The sequence below is a fragment of the Halopseudomonas sp. MFKK-1 genome (assembly GCF_027474385.1).
In the GTDB taxonomy this organism is placed as follows: Bacteria; Pseudomonadota; Gammaproteobacteria; order Pseudomonadales; family Pseudomonadaceae; genus Halopseudomonas; species Halopseudomonas aestusnigri.
On the sequence record NZ_CP114836.1, the window covers coordinates 3,028,121 to 3,052,946 of the forward strand.

Here is a 24,826-nt window from a genome sequence, read left to right on the forward strand (position 1 = left end):
GTGTTCAGCGGCCTGCTAGGTCGCCTGGGGCAAGGTGGTCAAAACTACCAGCTGGTCGCCTTCGGCCAGCCGCAGAGGCTTGTCACGCTGCGGATTCAGCTGCAGCCGTCTGCCCTGCTCATCGGCCTTGAAGCGAAACACGCCCAGCGCAGTATCCCCGTGCAGTGCGACGATCGCTTCAAGGTCAGCGAAGGTGGTAACACTCTGCATCGGATAATGCCGCGGATCGAGGAACACCAGCTCCGGACCACCGGTGGTCAGCAACTCCTCGAACATCAGCCCGAGCTCGCGGCGCTGTGCTATCTGTGCCATCAGGTGACTCAGAATCATGGGGCTGACGATAGTCTCGCCGCGCTTGCGCACAACCAGGCTTTCGTTGGCCGGGTCGCTCAACTCGAGCAGAATCTGCGGACGGATGGCACGCTGGCGCAGCAGCTCGTCGACAATCAGATAACCGACCATGGCGCGGGCATCCGCTTCCTCTCCACTGTCCAGGCGATCGGACGACACCAGGATGATGCTGTCGAAACGCTGCGTCATCAACTGATCCAGCGCCCCTTCGACCATGTAATCCGCCTCTGTAAACTGGCAGTCGACACGGGCTGTCGCCGGGCTGTAGCTGCTGATCATAGCGGCCCGCTCGTCTGCGTTGACCACGGCAACATTGTGCACATCGAAGCGATACTCCCGATACCCTGCAAGCTCGTGGATCAACGCCGGGACACGCCGGTTCCAGCCGAGCACCAGCAGTCTGCGCATGCCACCCGTGCTGACTGGACGTGACGGACCGGATGCCGGACGCTGCAACGGGCGCATGCTGACTTCGACCTGTTCCCCCTGTGGCGCAGCATGCTCGTAGGCGCGAGCCAGCATCACCAGCTTGTCTCCGCTCCTGATCGTTTCTCCGGTCGGTGCGTTCAGCCAGGTTCGCCAGCGCTCGCCATCCGGGCGCATGAGGCCGCACACGATGGCATCAGGTGTACGGCTGCCTATGTCGGCCAGGGTCTGTCCTACGCAGTTATCGGTAGACCGGATATAAAACTCGTTGCCTTCATGCACCGTCATCACCTCGCCAAACAACTCCGGCAGCCCGGGATGAATGATCGATTGAGCAAACAGACGACTGACCAGAGCCTCGCTGGCGAGCACCTCCAGCGGGCCGGAGTAGGCGCGCTGCATGACCGCCATCTTGCGACTGTCATCAACCTCGGCAACGACGTAGGGTGGCGTTACTCCGCGCTGGTGGGCCTGCGCCTGCAGGGTAAGCAGTGCCTTGATAGCCTCCACATCGCTGCCGACCAGTGAGCCGGCGGTCTGATTGCGTCCGGGAATAAGGACGACCGCCGCTTGCAGGCAGGCGGCTCGATCCAGGTCTTCAGGCTGCAGGGCGGTGCCCGAGCGCAGAATGATGTTGCCCATGTGCTTGCGAATCAGCGGGACTGCGCGCAGCTCATGGACATGCTCTGCCGTAACGTCCTCAGCCAAAATGACCAGACGAAGGCGTTTGGTCAGACGCGCCTTGAGCAGGCGCTGAATCCCACCATTAACGTCCAGGATCTCCTGTACGAGCGGGATGGTGCGGTTGGTCCAACCGAGGATGACAATGTGGCCGCTGACGGTGACAGGCGTGAGTCCCTGTTCAAGCTTCACCATCATCGCAATCAGCCAGCGCGTCATGATCGCCACCAGGGCACCGAGAAAGACAACATAGCCGCTGAGCGTCAATACCGTGGAAACGATGCGCCGCCAGGTGCCCTCGTCATCGCCGAGATAACCCGGATCCGTCAGCCGCAGAAATGCCCACCAGACCGAGTCAGCAAGACTGGCCTCCCCGCCGGTTGGCCAGACCAGCCAGCCGCCAATCAGGGAGATAAGGGCAATGAAGGCAGCGACCACCAGCAACTGATAGTGCGCGCCCTTGATGAACTGACGTTCGACCAGATAACGCAGGCGGTCAACAAAGGAAAATGGCAACATGCGGTGAAGATCTCGCGGCGGCTTGTTCTTAACGGTGCGGGTAAATCCTGCTAGATTGCTGCATTGGACGTCTGGACAGGTACTCTGTTCAATCCGCATGAGCTACATCGAACATATCATCGGCATCGCCCTGGCGGTACTCTACTGGCTTTTTACCGCCGTGGTCACCTTCCGGGTCATTGGCCGCCGCAATCCGGTCAGCGTGACGCTATCCTGGCTGCTGGTTATCTATATCCTGCCGTTTGTGGGCGCCCTGCTCTATCTGATGCTGGGTGAACTCAACCTTGGCCGTCAACGTGCGCGTCGGGCCGAGGCGATGCTGGAACCCTTTCTCGCCAGCATTGCAGAGGACTTCAAAACCCAAAAGGCCCCCTTGCCCGGCGGGCAGCTGGTGCAGGGGATTCGCCAACTGATCGAAACTCGCCTCGGCATTGGCGCGTTGGGCTACCAGCAAATGGACTTGCTGGAGACGCCCGAGCAGATCTTCGATCGCCTGTGTCAGGATGTGCGTGAGGCCAAAAGCAGTATTCACCTGGAAACCTATATCTGGTTTCCCGGAGGGCGCATCGACACCTTGAGCGAAGCGCTGATCGACGCCGCCGGACGCGGTGTTCAGGTTTCCCTGCTGATCGATCACGCCGGCAGTCGTCCATTCTTTCGCTCGCGCTGGCGCAAGCGTTTCATCGATGCCGGAATCGAAGTGGTGCCGGCCCTGCCGGTGCGACTCTGGCGGGCACTGGCGCAGCGCGTCGACCTGCGTCTGCACCGCAAGCTGGTTGTCATCGACGGGCATATTGCCTATACCGGCTCGATGAATATGGCTGACCCATCGCACTTCAAGAAGGAGGCCAATGTAGGACAGTGGGTCGATATCATGCTGCGGCTGGATGGCCCTGCAGCACGAGGTCTGGACAAGGTATTTGCCTGGGACTGGGAGGTCGAGACCGGTATCCGTCGTCTGGCCCCTGCGCCGCCCAGCCCGCCAACCTGCTATAAATGGCTGTCCATTCTGCCGTCAGGTCCGGGCATGGGCGAAGATCTGATCACCCAGGCGGTGCTGTCCAGCATCTATCGCGCCAATGAAAGTATCACCATCAGTACGCCCTACTTCGTACCATCAGAGGCGATATTTGACGCGCTCTGCCAGGCTGCGCGGCGTGGTGTGCGGGTCAAGGTGCTGGTACCCGAGCGCAATGACTCGCATCTGGTTGGCTGGGCCAGCCGCGCTTACTATGAGCGTTTTCTCGAAGCAGGTGGATCAATTTATCTGTTTCGCGGCGGGCTGCTTCACACCAAGGCAATGCTGATGGATGGCCAGCTTGCGCTGGTTGGCAGCGTGAATCTGGACATCCGCAGCCTCCAACTCAACTTTGAACTCACAGTCCCGCTTTTTTCGCCAGAAGGTTGCGCTGTCATCAAGCGCCTGCTGGACGGCTATATATCGGATAGCGTTGAGCTTGAATTGGCGCAATGGCGGCAGCGTTCGCGTGGGGCGCGTGTGCTGGAACGCCTTATGTTCTTCCTCAGTCCCTTGCTCTAAATCAAGGAAACTGCTGCAGCGCTATTGCTTTCATGGCAATTCCGGCTAGAATCCAAATGAGATTGAATATCATTTGAGAGATTTGCCATGAAAATGTATCTGGTTCCAGTAAGTCTGACGGTCAGCATGATGGCGCCCGGAGCTCTGGCCGGCGCCGGTACGATTTCCGGCGCGAGCGGTCACCCTGCTGTCTTGCAGCTCCAGGCGCACACCCTGTCACTACAGCAATTGCTGGAGCAGCCGCTGGACCAGAGCGCGCTCAGCCTCCTGGAGGACCTCAGTTATCAGCTGGAGAGCGATCTGTTGCAACTTGGTTCTCCAGCTGCGCCGGTTGCCGACCCGCTGGAATCCCTGCATCGGGCGGTAGAGCACTGTGATGCCAGCGAGGTAAAGCGCTGTGCAGGTCTGTACCTTGCTGCTGCCCGGCGCTGGCTGTCAGGTCTCGCATGACTTGCTTATAGCTGTCCGGACAAGGGCAGCCAGCCCAGGCTCCAGCTCATGAATCGACGGAATCGGCTGGCATCAGGTTCGGCTTCCCAGGTTCGTCCCTCGGCCCTCCAGCGCAGATCACCCCGGCGATCCAGTTCGACCCTGAAGGCGTAGTCGTCCGAGGTCCAGCGCTCGAACAGCTCGACCATCTCCTGCGCCAACTCGGGATTCTCGATGTAGACGCCTGCCTCGGTATTGATTTTGATGGATCGCGGATCCAGGTTCACCGAGCCAATAAAAGTTGCCTGGCGGTCAAACACAAAGGTTTTCGCGTGCAGGCTGGCAAGTGATTCACCTAGGAATGGGCTGGCCCTTTCCTGCTGTCCGGCAATCGGTCTCAGCTCCCAGAGCCTGACGCCACCTTCGAGCAGCGGACGACGCGATTTGACGTAACCACTGTGTACCGCCAGTACATCTGTGGTTGCCAGCGAGTTGGTCAGTATCGAGACATCAACGCCACGCTCAACCAGCCCCAGAAGCAGCCGTTTTCCGCCGGTGCGCGGGACAAAATAGGCGGATGTCAGCAGCAGCTCTTCCTCGGTCTGTCTGATCGGCTCGATCAGGCTGCGGCCGAGGAAGGCGACCTCCTTCCCATCGCTGCGCGGGTCCGACTTGGACGGGTCATCATAGAACCAGCTCGCCTGGCCCCAATGCCATGAGAGGGCGTTGCCACCGAGATCACTGAGGAAACGCGACTCTGCAACCGCCCTTATGTAGGGATTGCGCGCAGCCTGGCGCGTCGCTGATCCGAGCTTTGCGCGCATTCCGGCAAGTTCCTCTGCCGTGCGCTCGCCAGTCATCATTGTGATCGGTATGGCGATACCGCTGTTCCAGTAGTTGTCAAAACTGTCAGCTGCGCTTTCGGCGATCGGGCCGATGGCGATGACATCGACGTCCTGAAAGTCGATATCGGTCAGAGAAAAGTACTCATCACCGATATTGCGCCCGCCGGTGATCAGCGCTGTGCTATCGGCAACCATCAGCTTGTTGTGCATGCGGTAGTTGATGCGGCCGAACTCGATTACCTTGCCCAGCAGCTTCATCCAGTTGCTGCGCAGGCTGACCGGGTTGTACAGGCGCACGTCGATATTGGGATGCAGGCCCACGGTAGCAATACCGACATCATCGACGTTGGCACCGACGTCATCTATCAGCAGACGTACTCGTACACCGCGATCAGCCGCGGCCATCAGCCGCTCAGTGATCAGCCCTCCGGTAATATCGGTGTTATAGATGTAGTACTGGATATCCAGGCTGTGCTCGGCCATGTCAATCAGCCGAATCCGCGCAGCGAGTGCATCTGCACCGTCATGCAGGAGGATGAATCCGGACTGCGTCGGGTCCGTAGAGCGTTGCTTTGCCAGATAGCGACCCAGCTTGGTTGATGTGTCCGCGGGCAGATAATAGGTCGGCAGCTCGCTGTGAGACATGCCGGCAGTCGCACAGCCTGTCATCAGACAGGCTGTGATCATCAGGCAGAACAGTCGTAACATGAAGGTATCCCGTTCAATGTAGCCGCCCTGCCCTGTACCGGCCCACGGCTAGGGGTTTTGCTCCTCGTACTGATCGCTTACAACCAGCTGGTAACTGACGCGGCGCACGCCTCGGTTATCGATCACGACATAGCCGGTTTTGGCCGGATTCAGACCCTGAGTATAGGCCGCGCTGTAGAGCGCCCGCCATGCAGCCTCGACCTGATGACGCTGCGGGTCGAAATCCAGGCTCAATACCTGCTGCTCCGGCTGTTGCGAGACACGATACCCCGCTTGAGGTACCGGCGAGCCGCTGACAGGGAAACTGACCTGGAAGCGCAGCAGATCGGGCGAATTGGCGCCAAGATCGTCGAACAGCAGATTCAGCGGTCCAGTCACCCTGACCTTCGCACGCCGGGTTGCAGTCGTGGCAACGTTGATCGCCATAGGGCCGATGTCTTCGGTCAGATCCGCCGGCGGCATTTCAGTCGGTCTACCGAACAATGTCATTGCAGGTCGACGAATCAGCTGGATCGGATAACTCTGACCGTCTTCACGGATAATCAGTTCATCGCCGGCGCGTATATCAATCGGCTTCTGGGCACTGACAGGCAGGGGTGCGTAAGTCGAGGCGCACAGTTCGGAAGCCTTGAAGCTATCGCGCTGATCGGTTGTCAGCGATTCGTTGGTTGATACTGCCCGGCAGATGGCCTGGTCGTAACCACGCCAGGCCTGACGCATGGCACCGGCATCCATCAGCGCTCTGATGGTCGCCTCGTCGCCGCTGGCTGCGGCGAGTAGCAATGCGGTCTGTCGACCGGTGGCCGCTTCTTGTCGATCCGGACCACCAACACCGGCATTTTCTACAGCGCGTGTTTCGGCATACAGGTCGGCCCCGGCTGCCAGCAATCTGCGTACCGATTCACTCTGCCCGTTCTGGGCTGCAGCCATCAGCGCGGTTCGCCCCCACTGGTTGCGTGCATTAACGTCAAATCCGCGCTGCAGCAACAGCGATACAGCATCCGGGGTCGCAACGGCAGCCATCAGTGCGGTGTCACCATCAGGACCGATCCCCCGATTTTCGCCCAGCACCTCGGTTTCATAGGCAATAAAATCGGACACCACATTCAGCGGCGCACCATTGAGTACGACGCTGTGCAGCGTGGCAAACTGCCTGCCTTGCTCAAGCGCGCCGGGTTGAGGGGCGATCGCATAACGCGCCTGATAGCGTGCAAAAGGTTCCGCTGGCAGCGCAGGCACCTGCTCCGGCAGTTCCAAGTTCTCCATGCTGCGGGCAAAGGTCTCGTGGAACAGCAGGTCGGCGGCGATGCCGGCCTCTGCTGCCGTCAGTCCCTGACCGACAAACATCGCCTGCAGCTCCTGATGCGCCGGAGCCAGCATCGGCATCAACCGACGGTAGCGTTGCTTGTTGCCGATATTACGCTCGGACCAGAGGAAGAACTGCTCCATGGCTGCGTCGTTACGCGCGGCGATGGCGCCCTGGCGACCACTGCGCTGGTATTCGTCAACACCCAGCAACGGCAGATTGAGCAAGGTCCACTGACGCTCTTTCCAGCGCTGAAACAGGTCGCGGCGTTCGCTCTGGGCATAGCCCGGCAGCGGGTCACCTGCGAGTTGCTCGAGCGCACTGTTGAGCTGTGCGTAGGTGGGTAATCCGCGCAGGTTGTCTGTACGCGGCGGTGTGAGATAGCTCTGGAACAGGCACAGTGGCTTGATGTCGCTGCCCAGTGCGTATACGCCGGCATAGGCTGACTCCCCGCGCGCAGCCGGCGAGTAGAAGCCCCAGGTTTCGTTGACCAGGGCAAACGACTCGCCCTGGTAGCTGAACAGATCAATACTGCCGTAATCCCCGGTTTGCGACGAGGATGCGTTGGCCCGACCACCATAGCCTGGTTGCTTGGCAATCCAGGCGGGCATGGTCCGATGATCCATCACCACCCGGTCATCGATCAGCAGCCCCCGCGCCCGTTGCTGGTAACCGGCGTACAGGCCCGGGTTGTAGAGTTCCACCCGATAGCGATGGCCGCCGACGCTGGCCTCACGATCCCCTTTGCGGCTGCCTGCCAGCAAGGTGGCGCCGGGCAGCGCGGTAATGTCTGCTTCGCCGTCTGCTACCAAGGAGCGGTTGAGGGCCGCGCCGATGGCGCCGCAGAATCCGGGTCTGAGCTCTTCAGCCACTCTGAACTCGGCATAGCTGGACCAGGCATGGCGCTGTGATGACGTGAACGCTGGTGGCGTCGGCCAGTTACGCAGCGCGTTGATGCGCTGGCGATACAGGGCGTCCAGGCACGCTTGCGCTGCCGTATCTGGTTGCAATGCGGTGCCAGCCTCGGTCCCCAGGCCGCAGGCTCCGGCACGCGACAGTTGCCACTGACGCTGATTGGCCTCCAGCAGCAGCGCACCGGGAAGATCCAGTGCGTTTACACGCTGGTGCAGCAACTCGGTCAACTGCCGATCCCGGGCCGCCAGGCTGTCGCTGGCGCAGATCTGCCGATGCACCTCCGGCAAGGCACCGCTGCAATCAAAGCCTGCCCTTCCGGCATCCGGCAAAGCTGACAGGCGGGGTGTCAGATCCGGTTTGGGTTTCGGCGGCACCGGTGCACTGGCACAGGCCGTCAGCAAGATCACACTTGAGGCCAACACAATACGCGTGGGGATAAACATGCCAGTACTCCGTAATCAGTCCAAAAAGATCGCTGTGCCGTAAATGGTGTAGCGCCCTTCACCGCCGCCGGGTGGCGGGGGGAACGGGCCTGACCGCCTGATGGCCTCACGCGCAGCCTGATCCAGCAATGCATCGCCACAGGGGTCGATCTCGAACCCGACCATCTGGCCTGCACCATCCACCGTGATTTCGTAGGGGATGTAGCATTGCCGCTTGAAGTCGTTGGGGTCGCCCCGATAGCCTGGCGGCGGCTTGTAAACAGCGCCCTCGGGCCGCTGCAGGTTGGCCGTTACTCGCCCCTTAACCGTGTTGGCATAGCCGGACGGTGCCATTCTCCCGCGTGTGCTGGTGGCTGCCGGTGGCGGCGTCGGTGGTGCTGCCCATTGCTGATTGGCACCAAAGCTGTGAACCGGCGGGCCGCGGGGCGTCGGCGGTGTTGCGGGCGCCGGGGGCGGCCTGCGAACGGTCGGTTTTGGCGGCTCGGGTTGCGGCTCCGGCTCGGGGGCTGGTGGCTCGGGCTCGGGTTCCCGCTCGGGTTCAGGTTCTGGCTCCGGCGGCGGTGGCGGCGGCACGTAAAGATCAACAGCCACCACATCCGGGCCGGCCGGCAGTGCCTGGTGGCGGAACTCCGCGCTCTGCAACCACGCCAGCAGTCCGATATGCAGGCCCAGGGCAACGATTGCCACCAGTATCCGGAACGGCCAGCTACTGCGTTCTCGGTAGGCGCTCATCAGGGCTCCAGTTCTTCCGAGGCGACCAGACTGATCTGTCCGTATCCGGCCTTCTGCAATGTATTCATGACCTGCATGAGGGTTCCGTATTCCACCGCCTTGTCACCACGCAGAAACAGGCGCGTTCGCACATCCCCGCCGGTCAGCTGGTTGACACCGGCGGCAAGGCCGGCCAGTACTACCGGCTGCTCTTGCACGAACAGCATGCCGTCGGCCTGCACGCTGACATAAACCGGCTCGTCCGGTGGCGGATTCGGTGTTGCGGCGTTGCTTGGCAAATCAACCGGGACGTCCACCGTCGCCAGAGGCGCTGCGACCATGAAGATAATCAGCAAAACCAGCATCACATCGACAAAGGGTGTGATGTTCATCTCGGCGTTCTGCTGGTAGTTGTGCCGCTTCACCAGCGGCCCGGAGTTCAGCTGGATGCCCATATCAGCGACCTTCATCCAGCTGACGTGAGACGCCGGCGATCATCTCTGCCGAGAAATTGTCCAGCGAACCGACAAAGCCGTTAATGTCACGGGCAAACTTGTTGAAGATCATCACCGCGGGAATTGCTGCAAACAGCCCCAGCGCCGTTGCCAGCAGTGCTTCAGCGATACCGGGCGCAACGACGGCCAGGCTGGCAGATTTAAGGGTGGCGATACTGGCGAAGCTGTTGAGGATCCCCCATACGGTACCGAACAGGCCGATAAAGGGAGCCGTGGCGCCGATGGTCGCCAGTACGCCCATCATGGTTCCCATCCTGGCCAGATCGCGTTCCTGAACAATGCCGGCGGTCAGCGCAATGCGTTGCAGCAGACGGTTGAGCCGGTCGGCATCGTTGCCCTCGGCGGGCAGCGTGCGGTAGTGACTCAGTTCGGCCTGGGCCACCTTCCACATCCGTCCCATGGCGCTGCGCTCAAGCTGCTCTCCGAGCTGATCAGCCTGACCGCCACGATAGGCCTTGAGGAACTGATTATTGCGGCGTTTGGCCGCACTGAAGACGAACAGCTTTTCGAGCAGCACAGCCCAGGTCAGCACGGAACAGAACACCAGCAGGATCATGACCGATTTAACCAGCGGATCGGCTTGCAGGTACATCTCACGCACGCCAAATGAGGTGTGCGCGACTGCCGGCTGGGCTTCTGGTGCTGCTGCCTGAATCGCCGGTACCGTTTCACTGACAGCGGCTGTTGCGGCGCTGGCTGCGGTTGCTTCAGGCGGCTGGTTATCGGCCTGGGCCAGTACCAACCCGGTTGCGCCGCCACCGGCGACAAGCAGCACCAGCAATGACAGGGTACGCAGACGCTGTTGCCAGCGGGCCGAGGTCGAGATAAACGAACGAGTGTGCATGCCAACTCCAGATTGTTGATGTTATGAGTGAGTCAGGTGCGATGCCGTATCAGGTGTCCAGGTTCTGGGGCGCCAGAATGGCGTGCAGTTCGGCGACATACTGACCGAATGCAACACGCCCCTTGGCGCTCAGGCAGACCCGCGTGCGCGGCTTCTTTCCTGCAAAATCCTTCTTGATTCGAACGTATTCGGCAGCTTCAAGGGTATTGAGATGTGCGCCAAGATTGCCATCGGTGGTATCGACGATGGACCTGAGCGAGACAAACTCCAGCCATTGATCGGATGCCAGCGTGTTGAGCGCGGCCATGATCTTGAGCCGCACAGGCTGATGGATGAGGTCGTTTGGCGACTGCATCAGCACCTCCTCAGCCAGAGGCCCGAGACCACAAAGGTGCCGCCCCAGCTGAGTGCAAGCCAGTACCAGTAGACATCACCTGCAAACAGGAAGCTGAGCATGCTGAGCACCGCCAGCAAGGCGCCAACGGCGATGTAACGGGGCCGTGACTGTGCGCCTCGAACGATGTAAATGGTGGCAACAAACAGGGGGACGATCATGCTGCCCTGGCGCGGAGACACAGGCCAGAAAATGACGTGCAGAATGACGTCAAACAGCAAAATGGAGAGAATAACCAGCAGATAGCGCCAGATTACGCCGGGAACTCGGGGGGCGCTGTGGACCGCCATGAATACACCGAGCAGCAGGCCGACAACCACCACACCCAGCCAGATTGGAAGCAGGTAGCCAGCGAACAGAGCGCTGCCGACGCAGCCGATGATATTGAGCAGCCCCCAGAGAATCAGTTGGCTTGCTTCAAATCGATAGTCCTGAAATCCGGCGACACGCGCCTGCACATTGCTGATCTCGCGCAGGGCCTGCGCCGCTTCCTCGCGTGAAGGCGGCATACATCATATCCAGCTTGTTTTATTCTTGTGCAAAGCACTCTATTGAACAGAGTTCGGAAACGCAATACATGATGAAGAAAAATGGTGCGGGCAGATTGCCCGGGGCAATGCCTGTTGGGTTATTCCGGAGAGCCGAGTTGAACAAAACTCCGTTGTTCGCCTTCTCGGCAGGCAGCGTCGTCAGCGGTGAGTGGCCAGCTGCAGCAGCGGTTGCGCCCGCTCTGCTTGGCCTGGTACAGCGCCTGATCGGCTCGTTCGACCAGCTCGTGCAGGGACAATGTGGAACCCGCCGGAACCGGCGTCAGCCCGATTGATACGGTATTGCTCAGCGTTAGCCTGCCTACCTGAACCTGCTGACGTTGCCAGGTTTCGCGAATCCGTTCGGCAAGCTGTCTTGCCTTGTTCATATCCGTGTTGGCTACCATCAACAGAAATTCCTCTCCGCCAAAACGGCAGATCAGGTCCCGTGTCTGTGAAGAGTCCTGCAATAACTCTGCAAATCGGGCCAGCACTGCATCGCCTGCGGCATGGCCATGGCGGTCGTTGATTGCCTTGAAACCGTCCAAGTCAAGCAACAGCAGCGCTGCGCTCTCCCCTGTCCTGCGGTTGCCTTCCAGATACCGCAGTGCCGCCTGTTCAAAAGCTCTGCGGTTGAACAGGTTGGTCAGCGGGTCGTGCATGGCCTGAGTCTTGAGTTCGTCCTGAAGGCTGCGCAGCAGGAACATGATGCAAATCATGGTGAAGGCATAGATGAATACGATGCCCTCAAGGTAATTCAGCGCTTCGACCGACTCGCCTTGCTCAAAGGTGGTGACGTTTGCATACGCTGGATCAAGCCCGTATAGCATCAACCGACGCAGATACAGGCCTGCATGAACAAGCCAGATGGCGCACCAGGCGTAGGTCAGGGTACGGGGTCTTGGTCGTACCCGGATAATTTCGTAGACCATGAGACCGGCGACCACGACTACAATCGCGCTGTGGGTCATGATGCTGAAACGAAGGGAATCCCTGAGCAGGAAGAAGGCTGCACCCTGCAGAGCTAGCAGAGTCGCCATGGTTGGCCAGAAATGGGGGGCAGCCCACCCCTGCTGGTGGCAGCGCGCTCCCCACCACAGTACAAAGTAGCCCTGGGTAATGACGATGGCGCTGAACCAGATCGGTATGTAGGCGCGTGCCGACTGTAAAAGAGCCCCGAAAACGACCATGCTGAGGCCAATCGCCCAGAAGCGAATGGACGGAACCCTGGGATTCAGTGCGGCGGCAACCAGCAGGCAAATCACCGCTGTGGCCGTGGTTAGCGCCAGCACCAGCATCAACGTCGTCAGATCAAGCACGCAACGGCCTCAGCCTGTAATTATTCTTGGAGCCAAAGAGTATCCTGTGCCGCCGCGAAAGGCTACGAGACCGTGCATATTTTCGAACACGTCTAGCTGCAGCGGCTGTCGCCCTGCTTGACCCAGATAAGTTCGTCGACCGCAAAGCCAAGCTCCGCAGCCCGCTTCACGAACTGCTGGCGCAGTGCTGCGTCCGGTTCGGGGTCACGCGACAAGAACCAAAGGTAGTCGCGATTGGGGCCGGAAACAAAGGCATATTGATATTCGGGATCCAGTTCGAAGATGGCATAGGTGCCGTAAAACGGCCCAAAGAATGATACTTTCAGGAACCCGGTATTCGGGTCGTCGACAAAGCGGGCACGCCCCTCAGCCTGGTTCCAGGATCCGCTTTGAGCATCACAGCCGCGGTTGATTACCTTGATCTCGTTGCTATCTGCGCGCGAGTACTCGGCACTGACCTGACTCAGCCCGCGTTCAAAACGGTGATCCAGCCGCGCGATTTCATACCACTGTCCGAGGTATCGGTCAGCCTGAAACGGCGTTACCGGCTCAATGCCATCCGGGAGTTGAACACAGCCCCCCAGCAGCGCCAGCCCGGTAAGGGCAAGCAATCCGTAAATACGGTGTTTCATACAGCCTCCGTCAGATAGGTCAGTACGTGATCCAGCAGTGCTGCGCTGCGGGTCAGGGTCATATCATCCACACTGAGAATCTGCCCGGCAGTTTGGACCCAGCGTTCCGGAGAAAGTGCCTGTGCGTCAGCGGTGACAAAGCGTTCAAGCAATGCGCGATCGGCTTCCAGATGAAATTGCAGGCCGATAACCGAACGCCCCAGCTGGAAAGCCTGGTTTTCGCAGGCATCGCTGGACGCAAGCAAAATGGCGCCCGGAGGCAGATCAAAGGTTTCACCATGCCAGTGCAGTGCGTGGAATTGACCGGGGAAGTGAAAGGCCGCGCCGTTATGATGGGTATTGCCCGTTACCCTGAACCAGCCAATTTCGCGTTCTGAATTGGCATACACCGGCTGGCCCAGCGCTGCGGCAATCAGTTGTGCACCGAGACAAATACCCAGCATCGCCTTGTCGGCGGTCAGCGCACGTCGAATGAACGCCTTTTCTTCCCGCAGCCACGGCAGGGCCTGCTCGTCGTTCACGCTCATGGGGCCTCCCATGATGATCAGCAGGTCAACCGACTCGAGCTCGGGGAGTGCGTCACCGGCATACAGCCTGCTGCCGCTTAGCGTATGACCGTGAGCGGTCAGCCATTGTTCGATCAGGCCCAGCCCTTCGAATTCCACATGTTGCAGATAATGCACATGCACTCGCCCGTCCCCCTTGCTGAAAAGTCCGTCCAAACTTGTCTATAAACAGCCCGGCGGCCAGAAGGTTCCCGATTAACGAGGCGCTGCCCGGCGCCAGGATTGGCTGCCAGGGACAGTCGTTTGGCTACACTCGGCCGCAGCGCCCGCGATAGCGCTCCCTATACTCGGTTGCACATAACCACAAAAAACCGGGACTTTATCATGCACCGCCCGCTCCTTCGCCTGCTTCCTGCCCTTGGCTTGAGTATCCTGCTGCCGTTCAATACCGCCAGCGCGGACTCGCGTCCCAACATTCTGCTGATTGTCGCCGATGATCTCGGTTTCAGCGATCTGGGGGCGTACGGCGGTGAAATCCACACGCCCAACATCGACCAGCTGGCTGCCAGCGGGGTCCAGTTCACCAACTTTCACGTGGCCGCAACCTGCTCGCCAACCCGGTCAATGCTGATGACTGGCGTGACCAATCACCTGGTCGGCATGGGTAACATGAAGGAGATCATGGCGGACAACCAGAAAGGTCAGCCGGGCTACGAAACCTGGTTGAACGACAGCGTTGTGACCTTGCCAACCCTGCTGCAAGATGCAGGTTACAACACCTACATGGCCGGCAAGTGGCATTTGGGCGACCGCCCGCAGAGTCAGCCGGTTGCGCGCGGTTTCACGCGCTCCTTTGCACTGATGGAAAGCGGTGCAGACAACTGGGAGGCCAAGCATTATCTACCGGGCGGCAGCGCCACCTGGATTGAGGACGGCAAACCGGTGAACCTTCCCGAGGGCTTTTATTCCTCGTTCACCTATGCCGACAAGCTGATCGACTACATCGACAGCGGTCGTGCGGACGGCAAGCCGTTCTTCGGCTATCTGGCGTTTCAGGCCGTGCATGCACCCCACCAGGTTCCTGAAGACTATGTTCAGCGCTATGCCGATATCTACGATCAGGGCTGGGATGCAATTCGCCAGCAGCGCTACCAGCGCCAGTTGGCGAGCGGGTTGTTGCCGGATACCGGTGAGAACGCTGTTACCGACGATTGGGGCACCTTCTATGCTCGTCGCCATATTGACTGGGCCAGCCTGAGTGATGAAGAGAAGGCCTATCGGGCACGGCAAATGGCGGTCTTTGCCGGCATGGCTGAAGCGATGGATACCAGCGTCGGCAAGGTGCTCAGCTATCTCAAGGACACCGGTCAGTACGACAATACCCTGATCCTGTTCATGAGCGATAACGGGGGAGAGTCGACCGTATTGCGTGAGGTCGCCCCGCTGTTTTACCGCCTGCGCTATGACACCGATATCGATGCGCTCGGCGCGCCCGGCAGCTACAGCGAATACGGCCCGGGCTGGGCCTATGCGTCCAATACTCCGTTCTACTCTTACAAGGGCTCGCCGTTTAGCGGTGGGATGCGCGTGCCGTTGATCGTCAGTCAGCCGGGTCGAGTCGCCGCCGGCACTCGAACCAACAGCTTTGGCTATGTGACCGACATCACCCCAACGCTGCTCGACATTGCCGGTGTCACGCCGCCCGGCGACCGCTACCGGGGCAGGCCTGTTCATCCGATCATGGGTGAAAGCATGCGCGCCCTGCTCGAAGGTCGGCAGGAACAGGTTCACGACGCCAGCCGCACGACCGTCTACGAACTGGCTGGTGGAATCGCCGTCTGGCGTGGCAATTACAAACTGGTTACCTCAAGCACCAATGCCATCCCGGCGCGTATCGGGCCGCAGTTGTTCGATACCGCCAATGATCCGCTGGAGCGACACAATCTGGCGCAGCAGCACCCAGAGATCGTGTCCGAGCTTTATCAGGCCTATCGCGACTACGTCGAACGCTACCGGGTGATCGAAGTACCGCCCGACTATCGCGCCTGGGAACAGGTCACGCGTAACGGCCGTGAACAGTTTATTGCCAAGAACCGTGTTGCTCTGGCATTGGCCGGTCTGGTTCTGCTGTTGCTGGTGGCAATGGCTGCGCGCTGGCTGCTGAAACGCCGTCGGCGCTGATGCCACCATCACCGGCAGCGATGGTGGCCGATTCCGGGTGTGATTTCATCTCGCTAGCCGGAAGGGATGCGAGCTAGGGTTGGCACCCGTGTCTGCCAAGGAGAATGACGTGAGTCTGGCCAAAGCCTTTTTTGATGTCGGTCTGTTTACCAATCAGCGCGATGCACAGCAGCGCTTCTGGAGCGAGCAGGTTGGCTTGCCCTTTGACCATACGCTGAAACTGGGTGGTGGCATTCTTCAGCACCGCTACTCTGCTGGTGAAGCGGTATTGAAACTTAATGACGCACGAGACCCTCTGCCCTCACCCGCTGCCATGCCCATCATCGAAATGCTGGTTGGCATTGACGGGCTGACACAAAAGCGCGCCCTGCAGGACCCGGATGGCAACCGCATCACGTTGCTGCCTGCCGGAACCGACGGCATTACCGGGCTGGCAGTGCGCCTGCGGGTAGCTGAGCTTGATCGCAGTCAACGGTTTTACACCGACGTGCTGGGCTGCGATCTGCTTGCCCCGGGTATGCTTCGCTGCGCAGATGCACGGATTCTGCTTGAACAGGGAGATACGCCCGCGTCGGACGATCAACCGGCGCTTGCCGCGCTTGGGCTGCGCTACCTGACCCTGCAGGTGTTTGACTGTGATCTCGCCTACGCACAGGCTATGGCCAATGGTGCCAGTGGGGCCCGTGAACCGGTGACCCTTGGCAGCACCGCGCGTATTGCCTTTATCCGCGACCCGGACGGGGTCTGGATTGAACTGTCGGAGCGCGCCTCGGTGACCGGCAAGCCGGTCGCCTGAGCCACGTCCTGGCTGTTACCCGCAAAGATAGGTGCCGGTGCCGACGGCAATCAGGGTACCGTCGTCGGCATGCAACTCCGAGCGTACCACCCCGACCTTATTGCCCGAGCGCAACAGGGTTGAGGTACAAACAAACTGTTTTCCGCGCCCCGGACGCAGATAATCGACACGCAAGTCGATAGTGCCCAGCTTCGACAGGCGCACCATTCGTTCCTGGACAGTGAGGTGGGCGTGACGATCAAAGGCTCCGATCAGCGCCATGGCGCCGCCACAGACATCGATCAATGAGGAAATGGCTCCACCGTGGAGGATACCCTGGGTAAAGTTGCCGACCAGATCTGGTCGCATCGCCAGACTCATTGCTACGCAGTCGCGTCGCACTTCGTCAATTTCGATTCCAAGCAGGCGATTGAACGGAATCCGATTGAAGAAGCCGTAAACGGCCTGGGACAGCTCTTCCGGCAGCGCGTCGGCTTCCAGGTCTTCTGACGGGGTAAGGTTGGCAGAATCGGTCATGATGTACTCCTGAAACAGAGGGTAAACCCTGCCCTAATTGCTTACCCGACGCCAGAGCGCCGGCAGCGCCTGTCCGGCATTTGGCGTTTTAGCCTTGTTCCGTACCCAGCACACCCTGCACCGGTGGCAATGCATCGGCCCTGAACCATTTAAGCTTGTCGTGCAGCGATACCACTTCGCCGACTATCAGCAGCGTTGGTGGCTTGATCGTTTCGCCTGCAACCCGTTCGGGCATATCGGCCAGGGTGCCGATCAGGACCTTCTGATTGCTCGTGGTGCCCTGCTGAACCAGTGCGATGGGCGTCTGGGCGCTGCGGCCATGGGCAATCAGCTGGCTGCAGATATCCGGCAGGCCGACCAGCCCCATATAGAACACCAGCGTCTGGCCAGTGGCTACCAGCTCACTCCAGGGCAGATTGGTGGTGCCATCTTTCAGGTGTCCGGTGACGAAGCGCACCGACTGGGCGTAATCGCGATGGGTCAGCGGAATACCGGCATAGGCCGAGCAGCCATTGGCTGCGGTTATGCCCGGCACGACCTGAAATGGCACGCCATGGGCTGCCAGCTCCTCGATCTCCTCGCCGCCGCGACCGAAGATGAACGGATCACCGCCCTTGAGGCGCAGCACGCGCTTGCCCTCCTTCGCCAGCCGCACCAGCAACTGATTGATCTCTTCCTGCGGCACAGCGTGATCGCTGCGCGCCTTGCCGACATAGATACGGTCGGCATCACGACGACACAGATCGATGATGGCCGGTGCTACCAGGCGATCATGCAGTACCACGTCGGCCTGCTGCATCAGCCGCAGAGCGCGGAAGGTCAGCAGGTCCGGGTCGCCCGGGCCGGCGCCGACCAGATATACTTCGCCGCGATATACCTGTCCCTGCTGACCGCTCAGCTCGGACTCCAGCAGTTGCGCGGCCTCGTCGTCCTGCCCGGCAAACACGCGCTCTGCCACCTCGCCCTGGAAGATGTTTTCCCAGAACGCGCGGCGCTGGTTGATGGTCGGCAATGCCTCCTTGACCTGCTGGCGGAAGCGTTTGGCCAACTGGGCCAGTCGACCGTAGGCAGCAGGGAACAGAGTCTCGATTCGGGCGCGGGACAAGCGAGCCAGCACAGGAGCGTGACTGCCGCTGGAGATCGCAATCAGCAGCGGCGAGCGGTCGACGATTGCCGGGAAGATGACGGTGCACAGGTGCGGGGCATCCACTGCGTTGACCGGAATACGCAGCGCCTGAGCATCTGCCGACACCCGGGCGTTGAGTGCTTCGTCATCCGTCGCGGCAATTGCCAGCACGGCTGCGTCCAGATCCGATGGCTGATAGCCACCCTCACGTATCGAGCCATTGCTGCCGGCAACCAGCTCGCGCAGCGCCGGCTCGACCTCGGGCGCCACCACATACAGCGCAGCACCCGCTTCGCTGAGCAAGCGAGCCTTGCGCAGGGCAATTTCACCACCGCCAACAACCAGCACGCGGCGGCCGGTCAGATTATGAAACAGGGGCAGGAATTCCATGCTCGCTTCCTCGGCATACATCATTAAAAGGCAAAGCGGGAGCCATTGGCTCCCGCTGTTGGTGAGGCTGGAGTCGTCGGCTTAGCCGATGCGCTCCAGTCCGCCCATGTAGCTGCGCAGGGCCTGCGGCACTTCAATGCTGCCATCTGCCTGCTGGTAGTTTTCCAGCACGGCCACCAGGGTGCGGCCCACCGCAAGCCCCGAGCCATTAAGGGTATGCACCAGTTCCGGCTTGCCGGTTTCCGGATTGCGCCAGCGCGCCTGCATGCGACGGGCCTGGAAATCACCACAGTTGGAGCAGGAGGAGATCTCGCGATACTTGCCCTGACTCGGAATCCATACCTCAAGATCGTAAGTCTGCTGGGCGCTGAAGCCCATGTCGCCGGTGCACAGGGCCATGGTGCGGTACGGCAGCTCCAGACGCTTGAGTACGTCTTCAGCGTGACCTGTGAGCTCTTCCAGCGCGGCAGCAGAGTCTTCCGGGCGAACGATCTGCACCATCTCGACCTTGTCGAACTGATGCTGACGAATCATGCCGCGGGTATCGCGACCGGCGGAACCGGCCTCACTGCGGAAACAGGGGGTGTGTGCGGTCAGCCTGATCGGCAGCTCCTCGGCGGCAACGATGCTCTGGCTGACGATATTGGTCAGCGAGACCTCGGCAGTCGGGATCAGGTACAGGTCGCGCTGGTCTTCACCGCGCTTGATCTTGAACAGGTCTTCTTCGAACTTGGGCAGCTGACCGGTGCCTTGCAGGGCTTCGGCCTGCACCAGATACGGTGTGTAGGCCTCTTCGTAACCATGCTCGTTAACATGCAGATCCAGCATGAACTGGGCCAGCGCGCGGTGCAGACGGGCAATCGGGCCGCGCATCAGGGCAAAGCGGGCACCAGACAATTTGGCGGCCGTTTCAAAATCCAGGTAGCCGTGCTGCTCGCCCAGTGCGACGTGGTCCTTGACCTCGAAGTCGAATGCACGCGGCGTCCCCCAGCGGCGCACTTCGACATTCTCGTTTTCATCCTTGCCTACCGGGACTGTCTCGGCCGGCAGGTTGGGCATGCTCAGCAGCATGGCGTCCAGCTCGACCTGGATTGCCTCGAGCTCCTGTTTGGCTTGAGCCAACTCGTTGCCCATGCGGTCGACGTCAGCCAGCAGCGGCTGAATATCTTCGCCACGCGCCTTGGCCTGCCCGATCGACTTGGAGCGACTGTTGCGTTCGGCCTGCAGACTTTCGGTGCGGGTCTGAACGTCCTTGCGCCGGGACTCCAGCGCCTCGAGCTGAGCGAGGTCCAGCTCATAGCCGCGGGTGGCAAGGCGCTCGGCGAGCAGTTGCGGTTGGGTACGAACGAGTTTTGCGTCAAGCATGGGTCATCATCTTCAACAGTTTCAGGTGGCAGCCGGTCAGCGCGCGAGCGACAGGCCGGCCCAGGTGGCGAACAAACCAACGCACACACTGAGCAGAATGTAAGCCAGAGCCAGCAGACCTTCACCGTTCTCCAGCATCCGGAGGGTATCCAGCGAGAAGGTCGAGAAGGTGGTAAAGGCACCAAGGAACCCCACTACCAGCGTTTGGCGCAGTATGGGGGACAGGTCCGGGCGATCCAGCCAAAGGCCGTATAGTACACCGATCAGCAGGCATCCGAGCAGATTCACGATCAAGGTCGGTAACGGGAACAGCTTGGGCCAGTGGGCAGCTGACCACTGCGCCACGCCATAACGTGCCGCCGCTCCCAGCGAGCCGCCCAGCATGACAGCCAGATACAGCTTAATCATCCTTCCTCCGTTGCCTGCTGCTCGCCGCATCCAGTGATCGCAAGTGCTGCAGCTTCTGGGCGATTTTCAGTTCAAGTCCGCGCGGGACCGGCTGGTAATAGCGGCGAGGCTCAAGCGCCTCGGGGAAATAGTCTTCACCGGCGGCATAGGCTTCGGGCTCGTCGTGGGCGTAGCGATAGCCCTCGTTGTAACCCAGGTCTTTCATCAGCTTGGTCGGCGCATTACGTAAATGCATCGGCACGTCCAGCGACCCCTGGCCGGCAACATCACGCATGGCGGTGTTGAATGCGTTATACACCGCGTTGCTCTTCGGCGCACAAGCCAGATAGGTGATGGCCTGGGCCACCGCCAGCTCGCCTTCCGGGCTGCCAAGGCGCTCCTGGACATCCCAGGCGTTGAGGCACAGCGTCAATGCGCGCGGGTCGGCGTTGCCAATGTCCTCGCTGGCCATGCGCACGACGCGACGGGCGATATACAGGGGATCACAGCCGCCATCGAGCATACGCGCGAACCAGTACAGTGCGGCATCCGGATTGGAACCTCGCACCGACTTGTGCAGCGCGGAAATCTGATCATAAAAGGCTTCGCCGCCCTTGTCGAAACGGCGGCGGGTATCACTCAGCAGCTCGCCAAGCAGATCGGCTTCAATCACGCCGCCCTGCTCCACCAGATCGGCAGCGATCTCCAGCAGGTTCAGCAATCGGCGGGCGTCTCCATCGGATGCATCCAGCAGCAGCTGCCGGGCCTGCGGCGCCAATTGCAGTTGCAGTGCGCCGAGCCCACGCTCGCTGTCTGTCAGGGCGCGATCAAGCAGACCACCCAGCGCGTCTTCATCAAGCCCCTTGAGCACATACACCCGGGCACGGGACAGCAGCGCGTTGTTCAGTTCAAAGGAGGGGTTTTCCGTGGTGGCGCCAATAAACAACAGCGTACCGTCTTCAACATACGGCAGGAAGGCGTCTTGCTGGGCCTTGTTGAAACGATGGACCTCATCGACAAACAGGATAGTTCGGCGGCCATTTGCGGCGTGGTTCTGGCGGGCAATGTCCACCGCCTGGCGAATGTCCTTTACCCCGGCCAGTACGGCAGACAGGGTCTCAAAGTGGGCGTCACTCACGGTGGCGATCAGCCGTGCCAGGGTCGTTTTGCCGACGCCCGGCGGGCCCCAGAAGATCATCGAGTGCAGAGCGCCCTGCTCAAGCGCGGTGCGCAGCGGGCGACCGGCCCCGAGCAGATGCTCCTGGCCAGCGTATTCATCGAGCGTGCGCGGACGCATTCGCGCTGCCAGCGGCTCGCGCGGCGCCGGCGGCGCAAACAGGCCGCGGTTATTCACTGATGACGTCGACTCCGTCCGGTACCTCGAAGGTGAACTGTGACCCGGCTACCGGTGCATTCAGCGCAACGTTCTGGAACAGGATATTGGTGCGCTGGCCTATCGGGTCATTGAGCTGCATGTCGTTGATCAGTCCGTCACGGAAAGACAGCCTCAGAGTCTCAAACATGGTGTCACTGGCCTTGGGCGTCAGCACAAAGTCATCCACGCTGCCACCCTGAGTCCAGCGGATGCTGAAATTGTCCGTGAGGGTGCTGACATCGCCCGACAGCAGCAGTGCCGGCGTGTGGGTCAGGCGCTGATCCAGCTTCTGAATAGTGACCTGCATGAGGTCCGGGTCATACAGCCAAACCTGTTGGCCGTCGGAGACCAGCACCTGCTCCAGCGGCGGATCGGTATGCCAGCGGAACTTGCCGGGACGCTGCAGGGTGACCTGGCCGCTGGTTTCCTGCAAATTGGAGCCGTTGGAGCTGAGCGTCATCTGGGAAAAGTTGGCGGTCAGGGTATTGGCTGCCGAGAGCAGCTCGTTCAGGCGCTGCGCTGCTGCGTCTGCATCGTCCTGCGCCAGTGCCGGCGTACCGAGCAGCGCCGCACACAGCCCCAGCCAACGCCAGCCAGACAGAAAATTCAACATAATAGTGCGTTTCTCCACTCAGTCGCGGATCGGCGGCGGTGCGATGACCTCGCGCGAGCCATTGGTATTCATTGAGGTAACCACGCCGGCCATTTCCATGGCTTCGATCATGCGCGCGGCGCGGTTATAGCCAATCTTGAGCTTGCGCTGTACTGCCGAGATGGACGCCCGACGGCTTTCGGTAACGAAGCGCACGGCTTCGTCGTACAGCGCGTCCTCCTCGCTGTCGTCGCCGCCGCTGCCGCCATCATAGCTGCCGCTGGTTGCGGAGTCGTCGGCACCGTCCAGAATGTCCTGGATGTAATCCGGCTCGCCACGCTGTTTCCACGCATCTACCAGGCGATGGACCTCATCATCGGAGACAAAGGCGCCGTGCACCCGCACAGGCAGGCTGGTGCCGGGAGGCATGTAGAGCATGTCACCGTGCCCCAGCAGTTGCTCTGCCCCACCCTGATCCAGGATGGTGCGCGAGTCGATCTTGCTGGATACCTGGAAGGCCATACGGGTCGGAATATTTGCCTTGATAAGACCGGTGATCACGTCCACCGATGGGCGCTGCGTTGCCAGAATCAGGTGAATGCCGGCAGCACGCGCCTTTTGGGCAATACGCGCAATCAGTTCCTCGACCTTCTTGCCGACGATCATCATCATGTCAGCAAATTCGTCGATTACCACTACGATCACCGGCAGCGCCTCAAGTTCCGGCGGCAGGTCATCCATGCTTTCGCGGCGATACAGCGGATCGGTCAGCGGTGTGCCAGCCTTGGCCGCGTCTTTAACCTTGCGGTTGAACCCTGCCAGGTTGCGCACGCCCATTGCGGCCATCAGCTTGTAGCGACGCTCCATCTCGGCGACACACCAGCGCAGCGCGTTGGAGGCCTCCTTCATATCGGTCACGACCGGTGCCAGCAGGTGCGGAATCCCCTCGTAGATGGACAGCTCGAGCATCTTTGGGTCAACCATGATCAGACGCACTTCCGAGGGCGTGGCCTTGAACAGGATGCTCAGCAGCATGGCGTTAACGCCAACCGATTTACCTGAGCCCGTGGTGCCTGCGACCAGCAGATGGGGCATTTTGGCAAGGTCCGCCATCACCGGGTGACCGCCGATATCGTGCCCAAGGGCCAGGGTGACCGGGGACTGGGCTTCGTCGAACTCGCGGGTTTCCAGCACTTCGGACAAGCGAACGATCTCGCGATCCTCGTTGGGAATCTCGATACCCACCGTGGTCTTGCCCGGAATGACCTCAACCACACGCACACTGATGACGGCAAGCGAGCGAGCCAGATCCTTGGCCAGGTTGGAAATCTTGCTGACCTTCACGCCCGGGGCAGGCTGAATTTCAAACCGGGTGATAACCGGCCCAGGCTGCACTTTCTCGACCTGAGCGTCGACGCCAAAGTCCTTGAGCTTGATCTCAAGCAGGCGAGACATCCCTTCCAGCGACTCTGCAGAGAAGCCCTTGGTTTTCTTGCTTGCCGGGTCCAGCAGCGAAATGGGCGGCAATGAGTCAGGGTCGGCTGTGTCGGTAAACAGGCGGACCTGTTTTTCCTTCTGGGTGCGAACGCTGGCCTCCACCGGTTTGGTATCCAGCGGGACAATTTCCGGCGGAGTGCGGTTTTCTTGTGAGGCCACATGCCTGGCCAGCGCTTCCTGGCGCTGAGCACGTGATGCGTCCGCCCGTTTCTGTTCCTCCGCGCTGAATGAGGGCTCCTTGCGCGGTCCGGGTGCCGGGCGCGGCTCGCGCGCCGGAGCAATCGCAACAGACGATACCCCGCGTCGGCCCCGCCACCCGGCCCAGGCGCGCTTGAGCAGATCAAACAGGTCCAGCGTAAGCCGCCCGGTAATATCCATAACCCGCAGCCACGACAGGTTGGTGAAAACGGTCAGCCCGAACAGAAACAGGGTCAGATACAGCAAGGTGCTGCCCTGCATGTTGAGCGCAGGGTAAGTCAGGTCGCGCAACAGTTGGCCCAACACACCTCCCGCGCCTGCGCCTTCGGGGAAGTGGGCACCCGGAGAGCCATGCAGCGCTGCCAGCGCCGTACCGGCAAACAGCGTCAGCACAAAGCCGATCAGCCGCCAGGAAAACAGCCAGCCGTTCCAGATCATGGGCTCATGGCGCCGACGGAACATCTGGTACACCTTTACTGCGACGATGAGCGGGAACAGAAATGCCAGGTAGCCGAGCGACAGCAACAGCACGTCGGCGATCCAGGCCCCCATGGCGCCCCCTGCATTCTGTACGTCGGCACTGCCGCTGCTGCGGGTCCAGCCCGGATCACTCGGCTCGAAGGTAAACAACGCCATGCACAGGTAGAGGCACAGGGCTATCATGGCCAGCAAGGCGCCCTCACGCAGGCGCAACGCCAGCTGCTCACGCCACGGCATCGACATTTTCTGGGCTGCAGTTTCCTTCAAAACAACGCTTCCATTTGGATTCAGGCGGATATTGTAAGGCTTGAT

Annotated in this window: 22 protein-coding genes; 4 read left to right on the forward strand and 18 right to left on the reverse strand. The window is 60.6% G+C overall.

Annotated features, from left to right (window positions below; translation table 11 throughout):
* Window positions 1–15: 15 nt before the first annotated feature.
* Window positions 16–1,977: a CASTOR/POLLUX-related putative ion channel gene (locus O5O48_RS14120; protein ID WP_269687346.1), complete on the reverse strand. Its 1,962-nt coding sequence runs from the start codon at window positions 1,975–1,977 to the stop codon at window positions 16–18.
* A 97-nt stretch (window positions 1,978–2,074) separates the two neighbouring features.
* On the opposite strand from O5O48_RS14120, the gene cls reads away from it, so the two are divergent.
* Together cls and O5O48_RS14130 are read left to right on the forward strand one after the other, a co-directional pair.
* A complete protein-coding gene (cls, locus tag O5O48_RS14125) occupies window positions 2,075–3,517 on the forward strand; it encodes a cardiolipin synthase (protein ID WP_228244900.1) in 1,443 nt (480 codons plus the stop codon).
* Window positions 3,518–3,604: 87 nt separating this feature from the next.
* Window positions 3,605–3,967 carry a DUF6746 family protein gene (locus O5O48_RS14130; RefSeq protein ID WP_233049649.1) on the forward strand — a complete coding sequence of 121 codons (363 nt, stop codon included), beginning with the start codon at window positions 3,605–3,607 and terminating at the stop codon, window positions 3,965–3,967.
* Between the two features lie 5 nt (window positions 3,968–3,972).
* Here O5O48_RS14130 and O5O48_RS14135 read toward each other — a convergent pair whose 3' ends face one another.
* The 10 genes from O5O48_RS14135 to O5O48_RS14180 all read right to left on the reverse strand — a co-directional run bounded on the left by O5O48_RS14135 (window position 3,973) and on the right by O5O48_RS14180 (window position 13,788).
* On the reverse strand, window positions 3,973–5,499 hold the full coding sequence (locus tag O5O48_RS14135) for a phospholipase D family protein (protein WP_269687347.1): 1,527 nt from the start codon (window positions 5,497–5,499) through the stop codon (window positions 3,973–3,975).
* Between the two features lie 48 nt (window positions 5,500–5,547).
* Window positions 5,548–8,163, reverse strand: a complete 2,616-nt coding sequence (locus O5O48_RS14140; RefSeq protein ID WP_269687348.1) for an ankyrin repeat domain-containing protein — start codon at window positions 8,161–8,163, stop codon at window positions 5,548–5,550.
* 15 nt (window positions 8,164–8,178) lie between these two features.
* A complete protein-coding gene (locus tag O5O48_RS14145; RefSeq protein WP_269687349.1) occupies window positions 8,179–8,895 on the reverse strand; it encodes a TonB C-terminal domain-containing protein in 717 nt (238 codons plus the stop codon).
* Window positions 8,895–9,329 carry a TonB system transport protein ExbD gene (gene exbD / locus O5O48_RS14150; RefSeq protein WP_269688709.1) on the reverse strand — a complete coding sequence of 145 codons (435 nt, stop codon included), beginning with the start codon at window positions 9,327–9,329 and terminating at the stop codon, window positions 8,895–8,897. Before exbD ends, O5O48_RS14145 begins: the two co-directional genes overlap by 1 nt.
* 1 nt (window position 9,330) lies before the next feature.
* Window positions 9,331–10,233 (reverse strand): MotA/TolQ/ExbB proton channel family protein, encoded by a 903-nt coding sequence (locus O5O48_RS14155; protein WP_228244905.1) that lies wholly within the window; start codon window positions 10,231–10,233, stop codon window positions 9,331–9,333.
* A 49-nt stretch (window positions 10,234–10,282) separates the two neighbouring features.
* Window positions 10,283–10,588, reverse strand: coding sequence for a winged helix-turn-helix domain-containing protein (locus O5O48_RS14160; RefSeq protein WP_088274242.1), 306 nt, complete (start codon window positions 10,586–10,588; stop codon window positions 10,283–10,285).
* A complete protein-coding gene (locus O5O48_RS14165; protein WP_269687350.1) occupies window positions 10,588–11,136 on the reverse strand; it encodes a hypothetical protein in 549 nt (182 codons plus the stop codon). Before O5O48_RS14165 ends, O5O48_RS14160 begins: the two co-directional genes overlap by 1 nt.
* A 119-nt stretch (window positions 11,137–11,255) precedes the next feature.
* Entirely contained in the window at window positions 11,256–12,473 is a 1,218-nt protein-coding gene (locus O5O48_RS14170) for a GGDEF domain-containing protein (protein ID WP_269687351.1), read from the reverse strand.
* Between the two features lie 92 nt (window positions 12,474–12,565).
* Window positions 12,566–13,105 (reverse strand): lipocalin family protein, encoded by a 540-nt coding sequence (locus tag O5O48_RS14175; protein ID WP_269687352.1) that lies wholly within the window; start codon window positions 13,103–13,105, stop codon window positions 12,566–12,568.
* Complete coding sequence (locus tag O5O48_RS14180; RefSeq protein ID WP_269687353.1) at window positions 13,102–13,788, reverse strand: type 1 glutamine amidotransferase; 687 nt, start codon at window positions 13,786–13,788, stop codon at window positions 13,102–13,104. Before O5O48_RS14180 ends, O5O48_RS14175 begins: the two co-directional genes overlap by 4 nt.
* Window positions 13,789–13,995: 207 nt before the next feature.
* On the opposite strand from O5O48_RS14180, the gene O5O48_RS14185 reads away from it, so the two are divergent.
* Complete coding sequence (locus tag O5O48_RS14185) at window positions 13,996–15,792, forward strand: arylsulfatase (protein ID WP_269687354.1); 1,797 nt, start codon at window positions 13,996–13,998, stop codon at window positions 15,790–15,792.
* Window positions 15,793–15,901: 109 nt separating this feature from the next.
* The gene (locus O5O48_RS14190; RefSeq protein WP_269687355.1) at window positions 15,902–16,588 is read left to right on the forward strand and encodes a VOC family protein; all 687 of its coding nucleotides are present in this window, start codon (window positions 15,902–15,904) and stop codon (window positions 16,586–16,588) included.
* A 15-nt stretch (window positions 16,589–16,603) separates the two neighbouring features.
* On the opposite strand, the gene O5O48_RS14195 is transcribed toward O5O48_RS14190, so the two are convergent.
* The 7 genes from O5O48_RS14195 to O5O48_RS14225 form a co-directional block, all read right to left on the reverse strand.
* Window positions 16,604–17,104 (reverse strand): thioesterase family protein, encoded by a 501-nt coding sequence (locus O5O48_RS14195; protein WP_228244910.1) that lies wholly within the window; start codon window positions 17,102–17,104, stop codon window positions 16,604–16,606.
* Between the two features lie 88 nt (window positions 17,105–17,192).
* Window positions 17,193–18,620 (reverse strand): siroheme synthase CysG, encoded by a 1,428-nt coding sequence (gene cysG / locus O5O48_RS14200; protein ID WP_088274343.1) that lies wholly within the window; start codon window positions 18,618–18,620, stop codon window positions 17,193–17,195.
* Window positions 18,621–18,701: 81 nt separating this feature from the next.
* The gene (serS, locus tag O5O48_RS14205; protein WP_088274248.1) at window positions 18,702–19,985 is read right to left on the reverse strand and encodes a serine--tRNA ligase; all 1,284 of its coding nucleotides are present in this window, start codon (window positions 19,983–19,985) and stop codon (window positions 18,702–18,704) included.
* A gap of 36 nt (window positions 19,986–20,021) precedes the next feature.
* Window positions 20,022–20,393, reverse strand: coding sequence for a fluoride efflux transporter CrcB (gene crcB, locus O5O48_RS14210; protein WP_269687356.1), 372 nt, complete (start codon window positions 20,391–20,393; stop codon window positions 20,022–20,024).
* A complete protein-coding gene (locus O5O48_RS14215; protein ID WP_269688710.1) occupies window positions 20,386–21,669 on the reverse strand; it encodes a replication-associated recombination protein A in 1,284 nt (427 codons plus the stop codon). The genes crcB and O5O48_RS14215 overlap by 8 nt, the downstream gene beginning before the upstream one ends.
* 49 nt (window positions 21,670–21,718) lie before the next feature.
* Window positions 21,719–22,360 carry an outer membrane lipoprotein chaperone LolA gene (gene lolA, locus O5O48_RS14220; protein WP_269687357.1) on the reverse strand — a complete coding sequence of 214 codons (642 nt, stop codon included), beginning with the start codon at window positions 22,358–22,360 and terminating at the stop codon, window positions 21,719–21,721.
* A gap of 18 nt (window positions 22,361–22,378) precedes the next feature.
* The gene (locus O5O48_RS14225; protein ID WP_434006944.1) at window positions 22,379–24,781 is read right to left on the reverse strand and encodes a DNA translocase FtsK; all 2,403 of its coding nucleotides are present in this window, start codon (window positions 24,779–24,781) and stop codon (window positions 22,379–22,381) included.
* Between the last annotated feature and the right edge of the window lie 45 nt (window positions 24,782–24,826).

Excerpts from the sequence above, each read along its gene's own strand:
- O5O48_RS14120 (WP_269687346.1), bottom strand. The coding sequence starts at position 1,977 with ATGTTGCCATTTTCCTTTGTTGACCGCCTGCGTTATCTGGTCGAACGT.
- cls (WP_228244900.1), top strand. The coding sequence starts at position 2,075 with ATGAGCTACATCGAACATATCATCGGCATCGCCCTGGCGGTACTCTAC.
- O5O48_RS14130 (WP_233049649.1), top strand. The coding sequence starts at position 3,605 with ATGAAAATGTATCTGGTTCCAGTAAGTCTGACGGTCAGCATGATGGCG.
- O5O48_RS14135 (WP_269687347.1), bottom strand. The coding sequence starts at position 5,499 with ATGTTACGACTGTTCTGCCTGATGATCACAGCCTGTCTGATGACAGGC.
- O5O48_RS14140 (WP_269687348.1), bottom strand. The coding sequence starts at position 8,163 with ATGTTTATCCCCACGCGTATTGTGTTGGCCTCAAGTGTGATCTTGCTG.
- O5O48_RS14145 (WP_269687349.1), bottom strand. The coding sequence starts at position 8,895 with ATGAGCGCCTACCGAGAACGCAGTAGCTGGCCGTTCCGGATACTGGTG.
- exbD (WP_269688709.1), bottom strand. The coding sequence starts at position 9,329 with ATGGGCATCCAGCTGAACTCCGGGCCGCTGGTGAAGCGGCACAACTAC.
- O5O48_RS14155 (WP_228244905.1), bottom strand. The coding sequence starts at position 10,233 with ATGCACACTCGTTCGTTTATCTCGACCTCGGCCCGCTGGCAACAGCGT.
- O5O48_RS14160 (WP_088274242.1), bottom strand. The coding sequence starts at position 10,588 with ATGCAGTCGCCAAACGACCTCATCCATCAGCCTGTGCGGCTCAAGATC.
- O5O48_RS14165 (WP_269687350.1), bottom strand. The coding sequence starts at position 11,136 with ATGCCGCCTTCACGCGAGGAAGCGGCGCAGGCCCTGCGCGAGATCAGC.
- O5O48_RS14175 (WP_269687352.1), bottom strand. The coding sequence starts at position 13,105 with ATGAAACACCGTATTTACGGATTGCTTGCCCTTACCGGGCTGGCGCTG.
- O5O48_RS14185 (WP_269687354.1), top strand. The coding sequence starts at position 13,996 with ATGCACCGCCCGCTCCTTCGCCTGCTTCCTGCCCTTGGCTTGAGTATC.
- O5O48_RS14195 (WP_228244910.1), bottom strand. The coding sequence starts at position 17,104 with ATGACCGATTCTGCCAACCTTACCCCGTCAGAAGACCTGGAAGCCGAC.
- cysG (WP_088274343.1), bottom strand. The coding sequence starts at position 18,620 with ATGGAATTCCTGCCCCTGTTTCATAATCTGACCGGCCGCCGCGTGCTG.
- serS (WP_088274248.1), bottom strand. The coding sequence starts at position 19,985 with ATGCTTGACGCAAAACTCGTTCGTACCCAACCGCAACTGCTCGCCGAG.
- crcB (WP_269687356.1), bottom strand. The coding sequence starts at position 20,393 with ATGATTAAGCTGTATCTGGCTGTCATGCTGGGCGGCTCGCTGGGAGCG.
- O5O48_RS14215 (WP_269688710.1), bottom strand. The coding sequence starts at position 21,669 with ATGCGTCCGCGCACGCTCGATGAATACGCTGGCCAGGAGCATCTGCTC.
- lolA (WP_269687357.1), bottom strand. The coding sequence starts at position 22,360 with ATGTTGAATTTTCTGTCTGGCTGGCGTTGGCTGGGGCTGTGTGCGGCG.